Genomic DNA, 15,865 nt, shown 5'->3' with positions numbered 1-15,865 from the left:
GGTTGCGCGACGGAGGCTGGCACAAGGAAAGAAGGGAGGGATTGATCTGAATCAAGCGGGCCGACCCCAGGGGATCGGCCCGGCCAGGAACAGGCGCGGCTGCGTTACTGTGTCGCAGGCGATGCGCTGGCCAGATAGGCCGCGATATCGGCCTGGTTCTTGTTCAACTTGAAGGTCATCTTCGTGCGGGCCGAGGTATCGCCGGTCTTTTCCTGCACGAACTTGTTCGGATCGGTGATGTAGGCGGCCAGATCCTCCTGGGTCCAGACCTCGCCCGCGTCCTTCAGCGCGATCAGCGCCTCGGAATACTTGTAGCCTTCCTGGGCCGCTGCGGGACGCCCCACGATGCCATAAAGGTTTGGCCCGGTTGCGCCGCCCTTCACGATGTCCTCACCCTCGGGCGACTGGATCATGTGGCAGGCCTTGCACTTGCGGAATTCCTTTTCGCCGACCGTGGCGTCGCCGGCATCCTGTGCCAGGGCTGGGATGGCTAGGGTTGCACCCATCAGGGCGCCGATGATCGCAAATCTCATTCTATCCTCGCTATTCCAAAGATCTTGGAAGTCCCAACCAACCTTCTTAAGCGGGAAAGGTTCGTTTGCCAGCCGTCAGAAGGTCGCATTCGACGAAAAATACCTATCCGAAGATCGGATCGAAGTTCCGCCGCAGCGCCAGATCCAGATCCGCCATGCCGACGGGCAGGCCCAGATCGACCAGGCTGGTGATGCCGTGGCCGCTGATGCCGCAGGGCACGATCCCGCCGTAATGGGACAGGTCGGGCTCGACATTGATGGCGATGCCGTGAAAGCTGACCCAGCGCCGCAGCTTGACGCCGATGGCCGCGATCTTGTCGTCGCGCGTGCTGCCGTCGGGCAGGGGGGGCTTGTCGGGGCGCGGCACCCAGACGCCCACGCGCCCGTCGCGGATGACGCCGGTGACGCCGAAATCGCCAAGCGCGGCGATCACCCATGCCTCCAGCCGGCCCACGAAGGCGCGCACGTCCCGGCCGCGCCGGTTCAGGTCCAGCATCACGTAGACGATGCGCTGCCCCGGCCCATGATAGGTGTACTGGCCGCCCCGGCCCGTCGCATGGACCGGGAACCGCGCGTCCAGCAGGTCGCCGTCCCGCGCGCTGGTGCCTGCCGTATACAGGGGGGGATGCTCGACCAGCCAGACCAGTTCCTCCGCGCGGCCGTCGTGGATGGCCGCGACCCGCGCCTCCATGAAGGCCACCGCGTCGTCATAGCCGGTCAGTCCGCTTGCTGTGATCCAGTCCACCATGGTCCCGGGTCTGGCCTGCCGCGCCTGTGCCGTCAAGCGGGTGCGAGAATCCCTCTTTTCAATCCCCCGCGGCTCGGTTATCACCCGCCGCACTGCCCGGATGCGGTCGTGGCGGAATTGGTAGACGCGCAGCGTTGAGGTCGCTGTTCCTTAACCGGAGTGGAAGTTCGAGTCTTCTCGACCGCACCATCTTTCCTTTACATCCCATCCTAGTAACCCGGGCTGCGGCCCGATGCGGATGAGGATGATGATGAAGATTGCCGTTGTTGGTCTGGGCTATGTCGGGTTGTCCAACGCCGTGTTGCTGGCGCAGAACTCGACCGTCGTGGCCCTTGATGTCAACGAGGCCCGCGTGGCCGCCGTTAACGCCCGCCAAAGCCCCATCGAGGACGCCGACATTTCCCGCTTCCTGGCCGAGCGTGACCTGGACCTGACGGCCACCACCGACGCCGCGCAGGCGCTTGCGGGCGCCGATTTCGTCATCGTCGCGACCCCCACCAACTACGACCCCAAGACCAACGGCTTCGACACCAGCACGGTCGAGGCGGTCATCGCCCTTGCCCGCCGCCATGCGCCCACCACGCCGATCGTGGTGAAATCCACCATCCCGGTCGGCTTCACCAGCCGGATGAGGGCCGAAACCGGCTTTGACGGCATCATCTTCTCGCCCGAGTTCCTGCGCGAAGGGCTGGCGCTGCACGACAACCTCCATCCCAGCCGGATCGTGGTGGGCGACACGAACGACACCGCGCAGCGCTTTGCCGCGCTGCTGGCGCAGGGCGCGCTTGATCAGAACGTGCCCGTCCTGTTCACCAATTCGACCGAGGCCGAGGCGATCAAGCTGTTCGCCAACACCTTCCTGGCCATGCGTGTCGCCTATTTCAACGAACTGGACAGCTATGCCCTGATCCACGGCCTTGATTCCCACGCCATCATCCAGGGCGTCGGGCTGGATCCGCGGGTCGGCGACTACTACAACAATCCGTCCTTCGGTTACGGCGGCTATTGCCTGCCCAAGGACACCAAGCAGCTTCTGGCGAACTATTCCGCCGTGCCGCAGAACCTGATCGCGGCCATCGTCGATTCGAACCGCACCCGCAAGGATTTCATCGCCGAGCAGATCGTGGCCCGCAATCCGCGGACCGTCGGCATCTATCGGCTGGTGATGAAGGAAGGCTCGGACAATTTCCGGGACAGCGCGATCCAGGGGATCATGAAGCGGATCAAGGCCAAGGGCATCGGCTGCATCGTCTACGAGCCCGTGCTGCAGGACGACCATTTCTTCCATTCCCCCGTCGAACGCGACCTCGGGGCCTTCAAGGCCAAGTCCGACCTCATCATCGCCAACCGCCGCCATGACGACCTGGCCGATGTTGCGGACAAGCTGTTCACCCGGGATCTGCTGCAACGCGACATATGACCCCGGCCGCCAGGATATCCGCCGCCATCGAGGTTCTGGACCAGGTCCTGGCAGGCCAGCCGGCCGAGCAGGCCTTGCTTCGCTGGTCGCGTTCCAGCCGCTTCGCCGGTTCGGGCGACCGTGCGGCGGTCCGCGACCTTGTGTTCGAGGCGCTGCGCTGCCGCGACAGCCACGCGGCCCTGGGCGGCGGGCTGACGGGGCGCGGGCTGATGATCGGCGGCCTGCGCGCGGCGGGGCAGGATCCGTCGCAGGTCTTTACCGGCGAAGGCCATGCCCCGGCGGCGTTGCGCCCCGAGGAACAGCCCGGCAGCGCGGATGACATTCTCGACATTCCGGGCTGGATCCGCCCGCTGTGGGATGCGTCGCTAGGACCTGCCGCGGAAGCCTTAGCCCGGCAGATGCGCCATCGCGCGCCGGTCTGGCTCCGGGTCAACCCGGTCAAGGGCGATGCCGCGGCTGCCATTCAGGCACTTGCGGGCGACGGGATTGAAGCGGAACCCGACGTGCGCCTGCCCACCGCCCTGCGCGTCACCGCAAACGAACGGCGGCTGTCGCAAAGCCGGGCCTATGCCGAGGGGCTCGTCGAGCTTCAGGATCTGTCGCCTCAACTGGCCTGCGCGGCCTTGCCCGTCTCGCCGGGCGACAGGGTGCTGGATTTCTGCGCGGGCGGCGGGGGCAAGATCCTGGCCGTCGCGGGTCGCGCGCCCGGGCTGGCACTGTTTGCCCATGATGCCGACATGTCCCGGATGCGCGATCTGCCGCAGCGGGCCCAGCGGGCAGGTGCGCGCGTGGATTTGGTCGGCAAGCCCAAGGGCCGCTTCGACCTGGTCATTGCCGATGTTCCCTGTTCGGGCTCGGGCACCTGGCGCCGCACGCCTGATTCGAAATGGCGCCTCCGCCCCGAAGCCTTGGAGGACATTGTCGCCCTGCAGGCCCGGATCCTGCGCGAGGTCGCGCCCTTGGTGAAGCCCGGCGGCCACCTGGCCTATATGACCTGCTCGATCCTCGACCCCGAAAACGGCGGGCAGGTGGACCGCTTCCTGGCCGAAAACCCTGCATTCCACCAGGTGTCGCACCATCGGTGGACGCCGCTGGACGCCAGCGACGGGTTCTTCCTGTCGCTGATGGCCCGCGGATGAAGCGCATGAGCGCGCTTAACGCTCTGTTAAGCGGTGTGACGCTATCAAACATCCTGAAGGCTTGGAAAAGGGCTAAAGGGATGACCTTGGGGGAAACGCAGTCGGCGGTTTCGCGCAACGCGGCAGTGGCCCTGCCGCTTCTGATGCTGCCGGTGGTGATCGCCGCCGTTGCGGCCCTGGCCCTTCCGCAAAGCGGATACGGCATCCTGGCATTGGTCATCGGCACCATCGCGGTCGCCTGGTACATCCTGGGGGGCGTGATCTCGCTGGGCTACGTGCTGGACCGGCTGGCTGCGCGGCGTGCCCTGGCCTCGATCCGGCACGAGGTCGCCGCGGCACCGGAACCGATCTGGATCTGCGATTCGGACGGGCTGGTCGTGATGCAGAACGAGGTGTCGCGCAGCGGCTTTGGCGATATCGCCGGCCAGAACATCCTGCGGCTGTTGTCCCAACTGCGCGCCGATGCGCAGGACGACCTGGGCGGGCTGGTCCGGCGCGCGGGCTATGTCGGCTGCGCGGATCTGGCCCTTGCCTCAGGAGATACGCTGACCCTCAGCCGGGCCGAGGATGCGCCCCTGCAGATCTGGTCCTATCACCGCCGCGGCACCCAGCCCGCTTCCGCCCCGCTGGCTGCCGAGGAAATTGAGACCGCCGACGACTTCGAGGCGATTCCCGTGGCCCTTCTTCGGATCGCGCCCAACGGCCATATCCGCCGCGCCAATGCCGCCGCGCGACGGCTTCTGGGGCCCAGCCTGCCGCAGGGACCGGACACGGTCCATATTGGCAGCCTGCTGGACGGCCCCGGCCGGCCTGCGGGCGAATGGATCGCCGAAGCCCATGCCGCCCGCCGCAACGACGGCCGATCCGAGGTGCTGCGCCTCCGCTCGCCTGACGATGCCGCCAAGGAGCAGCATTTCCAGGTCACGCTGGCAATGGATCCGGTCGAACAGCCGGGCCTGATCGCGGTCCTGAACGACGCAAGCGCGCTGAAGACGCTGGAAGCGCAGTTCGTCCAAAGCCAGAAGATGCAGGCCATCGGCCAGCTTGCGGGCGGCGTGGCGCATGACTTCAACAACCTGCTGACCGCGATCCGCGGCCATTGCGACCTGTTGATGCTGCGCCATGACAAGGGCGACCCGGATTATGCCGACCTCGACCAGATCGGCCAGAACGCCAACCGTGCTGCCGCACTGGTGGGCCAGTTGCTGGCCTTTTCGCGCCGCCAGCAGTTGAAGCTGGAAACGCTGGACCCCCGCGACGTGCTGGCGGACCTGACCCATCTGCTGAACCGCCTTGTCGGGGAAAAGATCGCCCTGGCCATCAGCCACGATTCTGCCCTGCGTGCGATCCGGGCCGACAAGCGGCAGTTGGAGCAGGTCATCATGAACCTTGTCGTGAACGCCCGCGACGCCATGCCCCTGGGCGGCAACATCGAGATCCGCACCGACATGGTTGCCATCGACGGCGATCTTGCGCGCGACAGGGTGTCCCTGCCCAAGGGCGACTATCTGCGCATCCGTGTCACCGACGAAGGCTGCGGTATCGACCCGGCGCTGCGCGACAAGATCTTCGAGCCCTTCTTCACCACCAAGCGCGTGGGCGAGGGGACGGGCCTCGGCCTGTCCACGGCCTATGGCATCGTCAAGCAGACCGGCGGCTATATCTTCTGCGACAGCGAGGTCGGCAAGGGCACCTGCTTCTCGCTCTATTTCCCGGCGCAAAGTGGAATCCAGCCGGTGATGCGGCCCGCGCCGGTGGCGGCAGCCGTCCCGCAACCGGTGCAGCGCGCCAGCGTGCTGCTGGTCGAGGACGAGGCCCCGGTCCGCGCCTTTGCCGCCCGCGCGCTGCGCCTGAAGGGCTACGAGGTCCATGAGGCCGCCAGTGCGGAAGAGGCGCTGAGGCTGCTGGACGGCAATCTGGCCGTGGACATCTTCGTAACCGATGTGGTCATGCCGGGCATGGACGGACCCAGTTGGGTCCGCGCCGCCCTCGAAGACCGCCCCGGCACGCGCGTCGTCTTCATGTCCGGCTATACCGAGGACATCTTCGCCGAAGGCCACGACCCTGTCCCGAACGCCGCCTTTCTGGCAAAACCCTTTACGCTCAACGAGTTGGTGCAGATCGTCGGGCGGCAGATGCAGGATCCTCCGCGGCGGCTCGACTCCTAGCAACAGGCCCCGGCCCGGAGGTGCGATTCTTGGTTAAAAAAGGTCGAACGAGAAGCGAATCTGCTTGAAAATGAGCCGTTCGATACGCATCTAGGGTCAGGAACAAGAAGTGAACATGAACCCCCCTCAAGGCCGGCAGATTGCCGTGCCGGCCGGGCTGTGAAATAACGGTAAGGACCATATGGCACAGGCGAGCATCTTCGACATGAACGACAAGCGCAGCGCGGACAAGCAGAAGGCGCTCGACAGCGCCCTGGCCCAGATCGAACGCCAGTTCGGCAAGGGTTCGATCATGAAGCTGGGCAAGGACAACCCCGTGGCCGAGATCGAGGCGACCTCGACCGGTTCGCTGGGGCTGGACATCGCGCTTGGCATCGGCGGACTGCCCAAGGGCCGCATCATCGAGATCTTCGGGCCGGAAAGCTCGGGCAAGACCACGCTGACGCTGCATGTCGTGGCCGAGGAACAGAAAAAGGGCGGCGTCTGCGCATTCGTCGATGCCGAGCACGCGCTTGACCCGCAATATGCGCGCAAGCTGGGCGTGAACCTGGACGAACTGCTGATCTCGCAGCCGGACACGGGCGAGCAGGCGCTGGAAATCGTGGACACGCTGGTGCGGTCGGGTGCCGTCAGCCTGGTCGTGGTCGACTCGGTCGCGGCGCTGACGCCCAAGTCCGAGATCGAGGGCGACATGGGCGACATGCAGATGGGCAGCCAAGCCCGCCTGATGAGCCAGGCGATGCGCAAGCTGACTGCCAGCATCGGCCGGTCGAACTGCATGGTGATCTTCATCAACCAGATCCGCATGAAGATCGGCGTGATGTTCGGCAACCCCGAAACCACCACCGGCGGCAACGCGCTGAAGTTCTATGCCTCGGTCCGCTTGGACATCCGCCGCACCGGCGCCGTCAAGGACCGCGACGAGGTGATCGGCAACACCACCCGCGTGAAGGTCGTCAAGAACAAGGTCGCGCCGCCCTTCCGCCAGGTCGAGTTCGACATCATGTATGGCGAGGGCATCAGCAAGGTCGGTGAGTTGATCGACCTGGGCGTCAAGGCCGGCGTGGTGGAGAAATCGGGCGCCTGGTATTCCTATGGCGACGAACGCATCGGCCAGGGCCGCGAGAACGCCAAGCAGTTCCTGCGCGACAACCCCGAACGGGCCACCGCGATCGAGGACAAGATCCGCGCAAGCCACGGCCTGGAATTCGCGGCCGAAGGTGGCGAGGACGACAGCCTGACCGAGGAGTGATCGGTCAGGCCGGAAATTGCAAAGGCGCGGCATGGCCGCGCCTTTTGCCATTACGGGGGTGCGGCCTAGAAGATCAGGGCCAGGATCCCGATCACGACCAGCAGGCCGATGATGAAGATGACGCCGATCGTTCCGCCGATGAACTTGAGCATGTGAACCTCTTGCTTGTCCAGGGTAACGGGTGCGTGGCACCAGTTGTTCCGGCCAGCCGTCGCTGGACAGGAACCCGCGCGCCGGCTAGACCATGCCAGCCCGGTGACGGCCGGTGTGCGACCCAGCGATGAAGGCCTGCCATGCCCAGTCTGAACGACATCCGATCCACTTTCCTGAACTTCTTCGAGCGTAATGGCCACAAGGTCGTCGACAGCTCGCCCCTGGTGCCGCGCAACGACCCGACGCTGATGTTCACCAACTCGGGCATGGTGCAGTTCAAGAACCTGTTCACCGGGGCCGAGACGCGCGACTACAAGCGCGCGACCACGGCGCAGAAATGCGTCCGCGCGGGCGGCAAGCACAACGACCTGGACAACGTGGGCTATACCGCGCGCCACCACACCTTCTTCGAGATGCTGGGCAATTTCAGCTTCGGCGACTATTTCAAGGAACAGGCCATTCCCTTTGCCTGGGAACTGCTGACGAAGGACTTCGGCATTCCCAAGGACAAGCTGCTGGTCACCGTCTATCACACCGACGACGAGGCCGCGAACATCTGGAAGAAGGTCGCGGGCCTGACGGATGAGCGGATCATCCGCATCCCCACCGACGACAACTTCTGGCGCATGGGCCCGACCGGCCCCTGCGGCCCCTGCACCGAGATCTTCTTCGACCACGGCGACCACATCTGGGGCGGCCCTCCGGGTTCGGCCGATGAGGACGGCGACCGTTTCATCGAGATCTGGAACCTCGTCTTCATGCAGAACGAGCAGTTCGAGGACGGCTCGATGCGTGCACTGGACATGCAGTCGATCGATACCGGCATGGGGCTGGAACGGATCGGCGCGCTTTTGCAGGGCAAGCACGACAACTATGACACCGACCTGATGCGTTCGCTGATCGAGGCTTCGGCCCATGCCACCAGCAACGACCCCGACGGGCCGGGCAAGGTCCATCACCGGGTGATCGCGGATCATCTGCGGTCCACCAGCTTCCTGATCGCGGACGGGGTGATGCCCAGCAATGAAGGGCGCGGCTATGTGTTGCGCCGGATCATGCGCCGCGCGATGCGGCACGTGCATATGCTGGGCGCGCAGGATCCGGTCATGCACAAGCTGGTGCCGGCCCTGGTCCGGCAGATGGGCGCGGCCTATCCGGAACTGACCCGCGCCCAGGCGATGATCGAGGAAACGCTGCGGTCCGAGGAAACCCGCTTCCGCCAGACGCTGGACCGCGGGCTGCGGCTGCTGGACGACGAACTGGCCAAGCTGCCTGAAGGCGCGAACCTGCCCGGAGAGGCGGCCTTCAAGCTGTATGACACCTATGGCTTCCCCCTGGACCTGACGCAGGACGCGCTGCGCGAACAGGGCCGGTCGGTCGATACGGCGGGCTTCGACACGGCAATGGCCGAGCAGAAGGCCAAGGCTCGTGCCGCCTGGTCGGGTTCGGGCGACGCCAAGGATGCGGCCATCTGGCTTGAACTGGCGGAAAAGCACGGCTCGACTGAATTCCTGGGCTATGACACCGAGGAAGCCGAGGGGCAGATATTGGCCGTCGTGGCCGATGGCGCGGACCTGGGCGAGGCAACCGAGGGGCAGACCGTGTCCATCGTCGTGAACCAGTCGCCCTTCTATGCCGAAAGCGGCGGCCAGGTCGGTGATACCGGCCTGATCAAGACCGAAACCGGCGCGGCCCGCGTGACCGACACGAAGAAGGTCGCGGGGGTCTTCCTGCACATGGCTGAAGTGACCTTGGGCACCATCAGCCGGGGCCAGGGCGCCACCCTCTCGGTCGATCACGACCGTCGCAGCGCGATCCGCGCCAACCATTCGGCCACCCACCTGCTGCACGAGGCGCTGCGCCGCGCGCTTGGCGATCATGTCGCGCAGCGAGGCAGCCTCAACGCGCCCGACCGCCTGCGCTTCGACTTCAGCCACAACAGTGCCGTTTCCCCCGAGGAACTGGCCCGGATCGAGGCCGAGGTGAACGACTTCATCCGCCAGAACAGCCCGGTGGAAACGCGGATCATGACGCCCGACGACGCGCGGGGCCTGGGTGCGCAGGCGCTGTTCGGCGAGAAATACGGGGACGAGGTCCGCGTGGTGTCGATGGGCCAGCTTGCCGACAGCGGCAAGGGCGCGGACGGTCAGACCTATTCGCTGGAGCTGTGCGGCGGCACGCATGTTGTTCGGACAGGCGATATCGGCGCCTTCGCCCTGCTGGGCGACAGCGCCAGCAGCGCGGGCGTCCGCCGGATCGAGGCGCTGACCGGGCAGGCTGCCTTGTCGCATCTGCGCGATGCCGACCGGCAACTGTCCGAGATCGCGGGCATCCTCAAGGCGCAGGCCGGCGACGTGGTCAACCGCGTCAAGTCGCTGGCCGACGAACGCAAGGCCTTGGCGAACGAGGTCGCGCAACTCAAGCGCCAGCTTGCCATGGGCGGCGGCGGCGCGGGTCAGGCGGCCAAGGATATCGGCGGCGTCAAGTTCATCGGCCGCCGGGTCGAGGGCGTGGGCGGCAAGGAACTTGGCGCCTTGGTCGATGAGATGAAGTCGCAGCTTGGCAGCGGCGCGGTGCTGGTCCTGGCGGAAGCCGAGGGCAAGGCCACGGTCGCCGCGGGCGTGACGCCAGATCTGGTGGACCGGATCAGCGCCGTGACGCTGGTGCAGACGGCGACGGCCGCGCTTGGCGGGAAGGGCGGCGGCGGGCGGCCCGACCGCGCCCAGGGCGGCGCGCCCAGCCTGGCGGCTGCCGACGACGCCATCGCCCAGGTTGAAAAACTGCTGGAGGAAACGGCATGACTGCCCTTTGGATTGCCCATGTCACCGTCTCGGACCCTGAGGCTTACGCGAAATACGCGCAGGCGGCGGGTCCGGCCATCGCCGCGCATGGCGGTGTTTTCCTGGCCCGCGGTGGGCGTTTCCAGCAGATGGAAGGAAACGAGCGTCCGCGCAACGTGGTCGCCCGCTTTCCCAGCTTCGATGCGGCCATTGCCTGCTACAACAGCAGCGAATACCAGGCGGCGCTGGCCCACGCGAAGGGCGCATCGGAACGCGATCTTGTGATCGTCGAGGAAACGCCGCCGCCCGCGAAATAGGCTAGGCATATCATCCTTTCGTGGTATTTCTGTGACAAGAACAGAAACGCGAAGGGGCAGGGTCATGTGCCGTTGGGCCGCCTATGTGGGCCAACCGATTTTCCTCGAGGATATCGTCAGCCGCCCCGATCACTCGCTGATCCGGCAAAGCCAAGGGGCGCGGCGCTGCCTGACGCCGGTCAATGCCGACGGCTTCGGTCTGGCCTGGTATGGCGAACGTCCCGAGCCTGGGCTTTACCGCGACGTGATGCCCGCTTGGTCGGATCCGAACCTGCACAGCCTTGTGGCGCAGGTCAGGTCCGGGCTGTTCATGGCCCATGTCCGCGCATCGACCGGAACCGCGACCAGCCGCAACAACTGCCATCCCTTCGTGTCGGGCCGGTGGAGCTTCATGCACAACGGCCAGTTTGGCGGCTATGACGCCTTCCGCCGCGATGCCGACGTGATGATCCCCGACGACCTTTATCCCCATCGCAAGGGTGCCACCGACAGCGAGGCGCTGTTCCTGATCGCCCTGGGCGAAGGCCTGGACCATGATCCCAAGGGGGCGATGGAACGCGCCGTGGCGCGGCTGACCGATCTGTCGATGCGGCGGGGCTGCGCGCCCTTTGTCCGCGCGGCCTGCGCATTCTCGGACGGGCAGCGGCTTTATGCGGTGCGCTATGCCAGCGACGATCAGGCGCCCAGCCTTTATCACCGCTGGTCACAGACCCGGAACGGACGTGCCGTGGTGTCCGAGCCGCTGGAAACCGAGGAAAGCGACTGGATCGAGGTTCCGCCGGGCAGCTTCTGTGTCTTCGACCAGGGAAGCGTCTCGGTCCAGCCCTTTGTCCCGCAGTTGCAGGCGCAGGCTGCCTGATCAGCCTTGCGACGGGGCGTTGCGGGGGGCAGGGGGCGTGGCGTCGTTGCGATCTGGCGCGGCAACAGCGGCATGATCCACCAGTCCGGGTGAAGCGGCCTGGGGCAGGTCCGGCACCGGCTCGGGCGCGCGCATGGGCGATGCGGCGGCCGGATATTCCGGCTGCGGCTGGCGTGCCATCGCCCCGGCTGCAACGGGTGCCATCGCCCGACGGAAGACCAGGAGGTTGTGGTAAACGGTGCTGCGCCCGGTCAGGCCGCTGCGTTCCTCGGATGGCAGCACGTCGGCGCGGACATATTCCCAGCCATCCTTCGCCATCCGGTTCAGTTCCGCCGTCAGGGCCACGGCATAGCGGTCGCCGGGGGTCTTGGCATCCTTGGCCTTTTCGCCACGGGACGGCGCAGGAATGACGCTGTATTCGAACTGGCTCAAGGGATGCTCCTTCCCGGGCAGGACTTCTGCGTGACTGATGGTAACTTGGCGCCCCGGCGGTTGTTCCGCCAGGACCGAGGGGTCACATCCCCAGCTTCTGCGCCACCAGGTCGTTGACCGCCGCGGGATTGGCCTTGCCGCCGGTTGCCTTCAGCACCTGGCCCACGAACCAGCCCGCCAGCTTGGGATTGGCCCGCGCCTTTTCCACCTGGGCAGGGTTCGCGGCGATGATCTCGTCCACGGCCTTTTCGATGGCGCCCAGGTCGGTGACCTGGCGCATCCCGCGGGCCTCGACGATCTGGGCCGGGTCGCCGCCTTCGGTCCACAGGATCTCGAACAGATCCTTGGCGATCTTGCCCGAGATGTCGCCCCTGGCGATCAGGTCGATCACGCCGCCAAGCTGGTCAGCCGACACGGGCGAGGTGTCGATGGTCAGCCCTTCCTTGTTCAGGCGGCCGAACAATTCGTTGATGACCCAGTTCGCGGCCTGCTTGCCGTCGCGGCCCTTGGCGACCGCCTCGAAAAAGTCGGCATTCTCGACCTCGGCGGTCAGCACGCCCGCGTCATATTCCGACAAGCCCAGTTCCGTGACGAACCGCGCCTTCTTCTCGTCCGGCAGTTCGGGCATGGCAGCGGCGATGTCGTCCACCCAGGCCTGCTCGATGTCCAGGGGCAGCAGGTCGGGATCGGGGAAATAGCGATAGTCGTGCGCTTCCTCCTTGGACCGCATCGACCGGGTTTCGCCCTTGTCGGGGTCGTAAAGGCGGGTTTCCTGAACGACTGTTCCGCCATCCTCGATGATGGCGATCTGGCGGCGGGCCTCGTATTCGATCGCCTGCTGGATGAAGCGCAGCGAGTTCATGTTCTTGATCTCGCAGCGCGTGCCCAGGTGGCTGAAGTCCTGCGTTTCCTGATAGCGTTCATAAGCGCCGGGCGGGCAGACGCTGACGTTCACGTCGGCCCGCAGGTTGCCGTTCTGCATGTTGCCGTCGCAGGTGCCCAGATAGCGCATGATCTGGCGCAGCTTCGCAACATAGGCGGCCGCTTCCTCGGGGCCGCGGATGTCGGGGCGGCTGACGATCTCCATCAGGGCGACGCCCGTGCGGTTCAGGTCCACGAAGGACATGTTGGGGTCCATGTCATGGATCGACTTTCCCGCGTCCTGTTCCAGGTGGATGCGCTCGATGCGCACGCGGCGGGCGACGCCGGGGGCCATGTCCACGATCACCTCGCCCTCGCCCACGATGGGGTGATAAAGCTGGCTGATCTGATAGCCCTGCGGCAGGTCCGGGTAGAAATAGTTCTTGCGATCGAATGCGCTGCGCAGGTTGATCGCGGCCTTCAGCCCCAGCCCGGTCCGCACCGCCTGGGCCACGCAGAATTCGTTGATGACCGGCAGCATCCCCGGCATTGCGGCGTCGACGAAGGCCACGTGGCTGTTGGGTTCGGCGCCAAAGCCGGTCGAGGCGCCCGAGAACAGCTTGGCGTTGGACGCGACCTGCGCATGAACCTCGAGCCCGATGACCAGTTCCCAATCCCCCTTCGCCCCGGCGATGGTCTTTGGCTGCGGCGCAGTGAAGGAAAGGTGGTCAAGCATCGGGAACCTCGGATGGGTCAAACGAGTTTTTCTGGTGCAGGCCTTTTAGGTCAGCGCGGTGGTGATGTCACGGGGCCGCAGGGGCAAATCGTTTGGCGTTACACACGCGGCGAATCAGATGGCTGCCAGAAAAGCGCGCGCAGATCGTTAATCCGGCGGCGCCCAAGGCTTCCGTCGGCGGAATTCCGAGCATGGCGATTCCGGCCTTTGGCGTGATGCCGCCGACGTTTTTCGCGCCGTCTTGCGGGAATCGCCGGCCGGGATATGGGAGTTGTTGTCGAAACAATCCCACGAGGACCGGATGCGCTCTGCGCTTGTGCCCCTTGCAGCCCTGGCTTTCCTGGCGGCGTGCCAATCCACGATGACCCCCCAATCCGAAAGCAAGGCTGCGGCGGATGCGCAGCAGATGCAGCTGGCAAGCCAGCCCCCGATGCGGTGGGGCCAGGCCGCGGGGTCCGAACAGTGGACCAGGGCAACGCTTTCTGCTTTGGACCGGGAAGGGGTCACGATCCTGTCGCGCGTGCCGGGTGACATCGACGCCTTCTGCCCCAATTACGAACAACTGAACTCGACCGGCCGCAAGGCCTTCTGGGCGGGCCTGCTGTCGGCGGTAGCCAAGCACGAAAGCACCTACAACCCGCAGGCCAGCGGCGGCGGCGGCAAGTGGCTGGGCCTGATGCAGATAGCGCCGGCGACCTGGCGCAACTATGGCTGCAACGGCAACATCAAGAACGGCGGCGACAATATGTCCTGCGCGGTCAAGATCATGTCCCGACAGGTGGCGCGCGACAATGCGGTCGCCCATGACGGCAACGGCTGGCGCGGCATCGCCCGGGACTGGGCGCCCCTGCGCAACGCGTCGAAGCGCGCCGATATCGCCGCCTGGACCAGCAGCCAGAGCTATTGCCAACCCAAGGCCTGAAACAACGGACAGTGATAAAGTGAAGGGCGGGATCTTCCCGCCCTTTGTCTTTTTCAGCGCAGGGCTGCCAGGATCCGCGCCCAGGACCGCGCGCCCTTGGCGAAGCTGCGGATGTCGTATTTCTCGTTCGGGGAATGGATGCGGTCGTCGTCGCGGGCAAACCCGACCAGCATCGAATCCATGCCCAGGATCGTCTTGAAGTCACCTGCAATGGGGATCGAGCCGCCGCTGCCGATAAAGGCGGCTTCTTGCCCCCATTCCTCGCCCAGGGCCCTCCGCGCGGCCGCGAAGGCTGGGTCCGAGATGTCCATCACGCTGGCCGGGCTGCCGCCGTGCTCGTGGAACTCGACGCTGCAATCGGCGGGCAAGAATCCGCGGACATAGTCGCGGAAGGCCGCGCGGATCTTGGCCGGATCCTGCCGGCCGGTCAGGCGGAAGCTTACCTTGGCGCGGGCCTCGGCCGGAAGGACGGTCTTGAACCCCTCGCCGGTATAGCCGCCGGTGATGCCGTTGATTTCCGCCGTGGGCCGGTTCCAGGCCATCTCGACCGGCATCCGGCCCTTTTCGCCGATGGGATCGGACAGGCCCACCCGGCCCAGCATCGCGCCCGCGTCGAAGCCAAGGGATTCCCAGTCCCGGCGCAACTCGGGCGTCAGGTCGTCCACGCCGTCATAGAAGCCGGGCAGCGTGACGCGCCCATCCGCGTCCTTCAGCGCCGCAAGCGCCTGGGACAGCACCATGATCGGGTTCGCGGCAAGCCCGCCGAACAGGCCTGAATGCAGGTCGCGGTCGGCGCCGCGGATCACGACCTCTTCGCCCACCAGGCCGCGAAGCTGGGTGACGATGGCGGGGCGGGTGCCGCCGAACAGTTCCGTGTCGCAGATCATCGCCAGCGAGGCGCGCAGTTCGTCCGCGTTCTCGTGCAGGAAGGGCCGCAAGGACGGCGATCCGGACTCCTCCTCTCCCTCCAGCAGCAGGATCAGGTCGCTGGGCAGTTCGCCATGGACCTCGCGCCAGGCGCGGAAGGCCTCGATGAAGGTCATCAGCTGGCCCTTGTCATCGGATGCGCCGCGGGCGCGGATCACCTTGCCGTCGGCAGTATCCTCGATCCGCGGCTCGAAGGGCGGGCTGTCCCACAAGGACAAGGGATCCACCGGCTGGACGTCGTAATGGCCATAGAACAGCAGCGGCCGGGCGCCGCCCGGCTGCGAGCGCGCGACAACCATCGGATGGCCCGCCGTGTCGCGGACCGCGGCCTGGAAGCCCAGGCCCGCCAGTTCGTCGCGCAACCATTCCGCCGCCGCCCGGACATCGCCCGCATGGGCCGGATCGGTCGAGATCGAAGGGATGCGCAACAAGGCCATCAGCCGGTGCAGGGCCCCATCCAGGCCTTCGTCCAGCTTTTGCAGAACGGCGTCCAATGTGCTATTATTCGACATATTGCCCTTTGTTTTCCCGAGTCGTTTTCTAAGTATTGAGGATGGTCCTTTGGTCGACATGCGACAATTTTAACCTGTCATCCCTGTCATTTGACATGTATCAACG

General features: G+C 65.8%; 14 protein-coding genes and 1 tRNA gene. 9 read left to right on the top strand and 6 right to left on the bottom strand.

Annotated features, from left to right (window positions below; all coding sequences use genetic code 11):
- Positions 1-104 precede the first annotated feature (104 nt).
- Positions 105-533, bottom strand: a complete 429-nt coding sequence (locus FIU66_RS10515) for a cytochrome c family protein (RefSeq protein WP_167622658.1) — start codon at positions 531-533, stop codon at positions 105-107.
- A gap of 103 nt (positions 534-636) precedes the next feature.
- On the bottom strand, positions 637-1,317 hold the full coding sequence (lipB, locus tag FIU66_RS10510; RefSeq protein WP_255432212.1) for a lipoyl(octanoyl) transferase LipB: 681 nt from the start codon (positions 1,315-1,317) through the stop codon (positions 637-639).
- A gap of 66 nt (positions 1,318-1,383) precedes the next feature.
- Here lipB and FIU66_RS10505 point away from each other — a divergent pair.
- The 8 genes from FIU66_RS10505 (at position 1,384) to FIU66_RS10470 (ending at position 11,369) form a co-directional block, all read left to right on the top strand.
- Positions 1,384-1,470: transfer RNA gene (locus FIU66_RS10505), tRNA-Leu, on the top strand.
- A gap of 61 nt (positions 1,471-1,531) precedes the next feature.
- A complete protein-coding gene (locus FIU66_RS10500) occupies positions 1,532-2,701 on the top strand; it encodes a nucleotide sugar dehydrogenase (RefSeq protein ID WP_167623472.1) in 1,170 nt (389 codons plus the stop codon).
- On the top strand, positions 2,698-3,840 hold the full coding sequence (locus FIU66_RS10495) for an RsmB/NOP family class I SAM-dependent RNA methyltransferase (protein ID WP_167622656.1): 1,143 nt from the start codon (positions 2,698-2,700) through the stop codon (positions 3,838-3,840). The genes FIU66_RS10500 and FIU66_RS10495 overlap by 4 nt, the downstream gene beginning before the upstream one ends.
- A gap of 80 nt (positions 3,841-3,920) precedes the next feature.
- Positions 3,921-6,008 (top strand): ATP-binding protein, encoded by a 2,088-nt coding sequence (locus FIU66_RS10490; protein WP_167622655.1) that lies wholly within the window; start codon positions 3,921-3,923, stop codon positions 6,006-6,008.
- Between the two features lie 181 nt (positions 6,009-6,189).
- Positions 6,190-7,260 carry a recombinase RecA gene (gene recA, locus FIU66_RS10485; protein ID WP_167622654.1) on the top strand — a complete coding sequence of 357 codons (1,071 nt, stop codon included), beginning with the start codon at positions 6,190-6,192 and terminating at the stop codon, positions 7,258-7,260.
- 293 nt (positions 7,261-7,553) lie between these two features.
- Positions 7,554-10,214, top strand: a complete 2,661-nt coding sequence (gene alaS, locus FIU66_RS10480) for an alanine--tRNA ligase (protein ID WP_167622653.1) — start codon at positions 7,554-7,556, stop codon at positions 10,212-10,214.
- Positions 10,211-10,510, top strand: a complete 300-nt coding sequence (locus FIU66_RS10475) for a DUF1330 domain-containing protein (RefSeq protein WP_167622652.1) — start codon at positions 10,211-10,213, stop codon at positions 10,508-10,510. Before alaS ends, FIU66_RS10475 begins: the two co-directional genes overlap by 4 nt.
- A 64-nt stretch (positions 10,511-10,574) precedes the next feature.
- Positions 10,575-11,369, top strand: coding sequence for a class II glutamine amidotransferase (locus FIU66_RS10470; RefSeq protein ID WP_167622651.1), 795 nt, complete (start codon positions 10,575-10,577; stop codon positions 11,367-11,369).
- Here FIU66_RS10470 and FIU66_RS18020 read toward each other — a convergent pair whose 3' ends face one another.
- The 3 genes from FIU66_RS18020 to FIU66_RS18055 form a co-directional block, all read right to left on the bottom strand.
- Positions 11,370-11,801, bottom strand: coding sequence for a DUF4177 domain-containing protein (locus FIU66_RS18020; protein WP_191311040.1), 432 nt, complete (start codon positions 11,799-11,801; stop codon positions 11,370-11,372).
- Positions 11,802-11,883: 82 nt separating this feature from the next.
- Entirely contained in the window at positions 11,884-13,398 is a 1,515-nt protein-coding gene (gene gatB / locus FIU66_RS10460) for an Asp-tRNA(Asn)/Glu-tRNA(Gln) amidotransferase subunit GatB (protein WP_167622650.1), read from the bottom strand.
- Positions 13,399-13,465: 67 nt separating this feature from the next.
- Entirely contained in the window at positions 13,466-13,753 is a 288-nt protein-coding gene (locus FIU66_RS18055; protein ID WP_210254098.1) for a hypothetical protein, read from the bottom strand.
- Positions 13,754-13,759: 6 nt separating this feature from the next.
- Here FIU66_RS18055 and FIU66_RS10455 point away from each other — a divergent pair, with 6 nt between their 5' ends.
- Positions 13,760-14,320 (top strand): transglycosylase SLT domain-containing protein, encoded by a 561-nt coding sequence (locus tag FIU66_RS10455; RefSeq protein WP_240544662.1) that lies wholly within the window; start codon positions 13,760-13,762, stop codon positions 14,318-14,320.
- A gap of 53 nt (positions 14,321-14,373) precedes the next feature.
- Here FIU66_RS10455 and FIU66_RS10450 read toward each other — a convergent pair whose 3' ends face one another.
- Positions 14,374-15,759, bottom strand: a complete 1,386-nt coding sequence (locus FIU66_RS10450) for a M20/M25/M40 family metallo-hydrolase (protein ID WP_167622648.1) — start codon at positions 15,757-15,759, stop codon at positions 14,374-14,376.
- Between the last annotated feature and the right edge of the window lie 106 nt (positions 15,760-15,865).

This window comes from Paracoccus sp. AK26, assembly GCF_011801365.1.
GTDB classification, from domain to species: domain Bacteria; phylum Pseudomonadota; class Alphaproteobacteria; order Rhodobacterales; family Rhodobacteraceae; genus Paracoccus; species Paracoccus aerius.
This window is presented reverse-complemented; position numbering and strand designations above follow the sequence as displayed.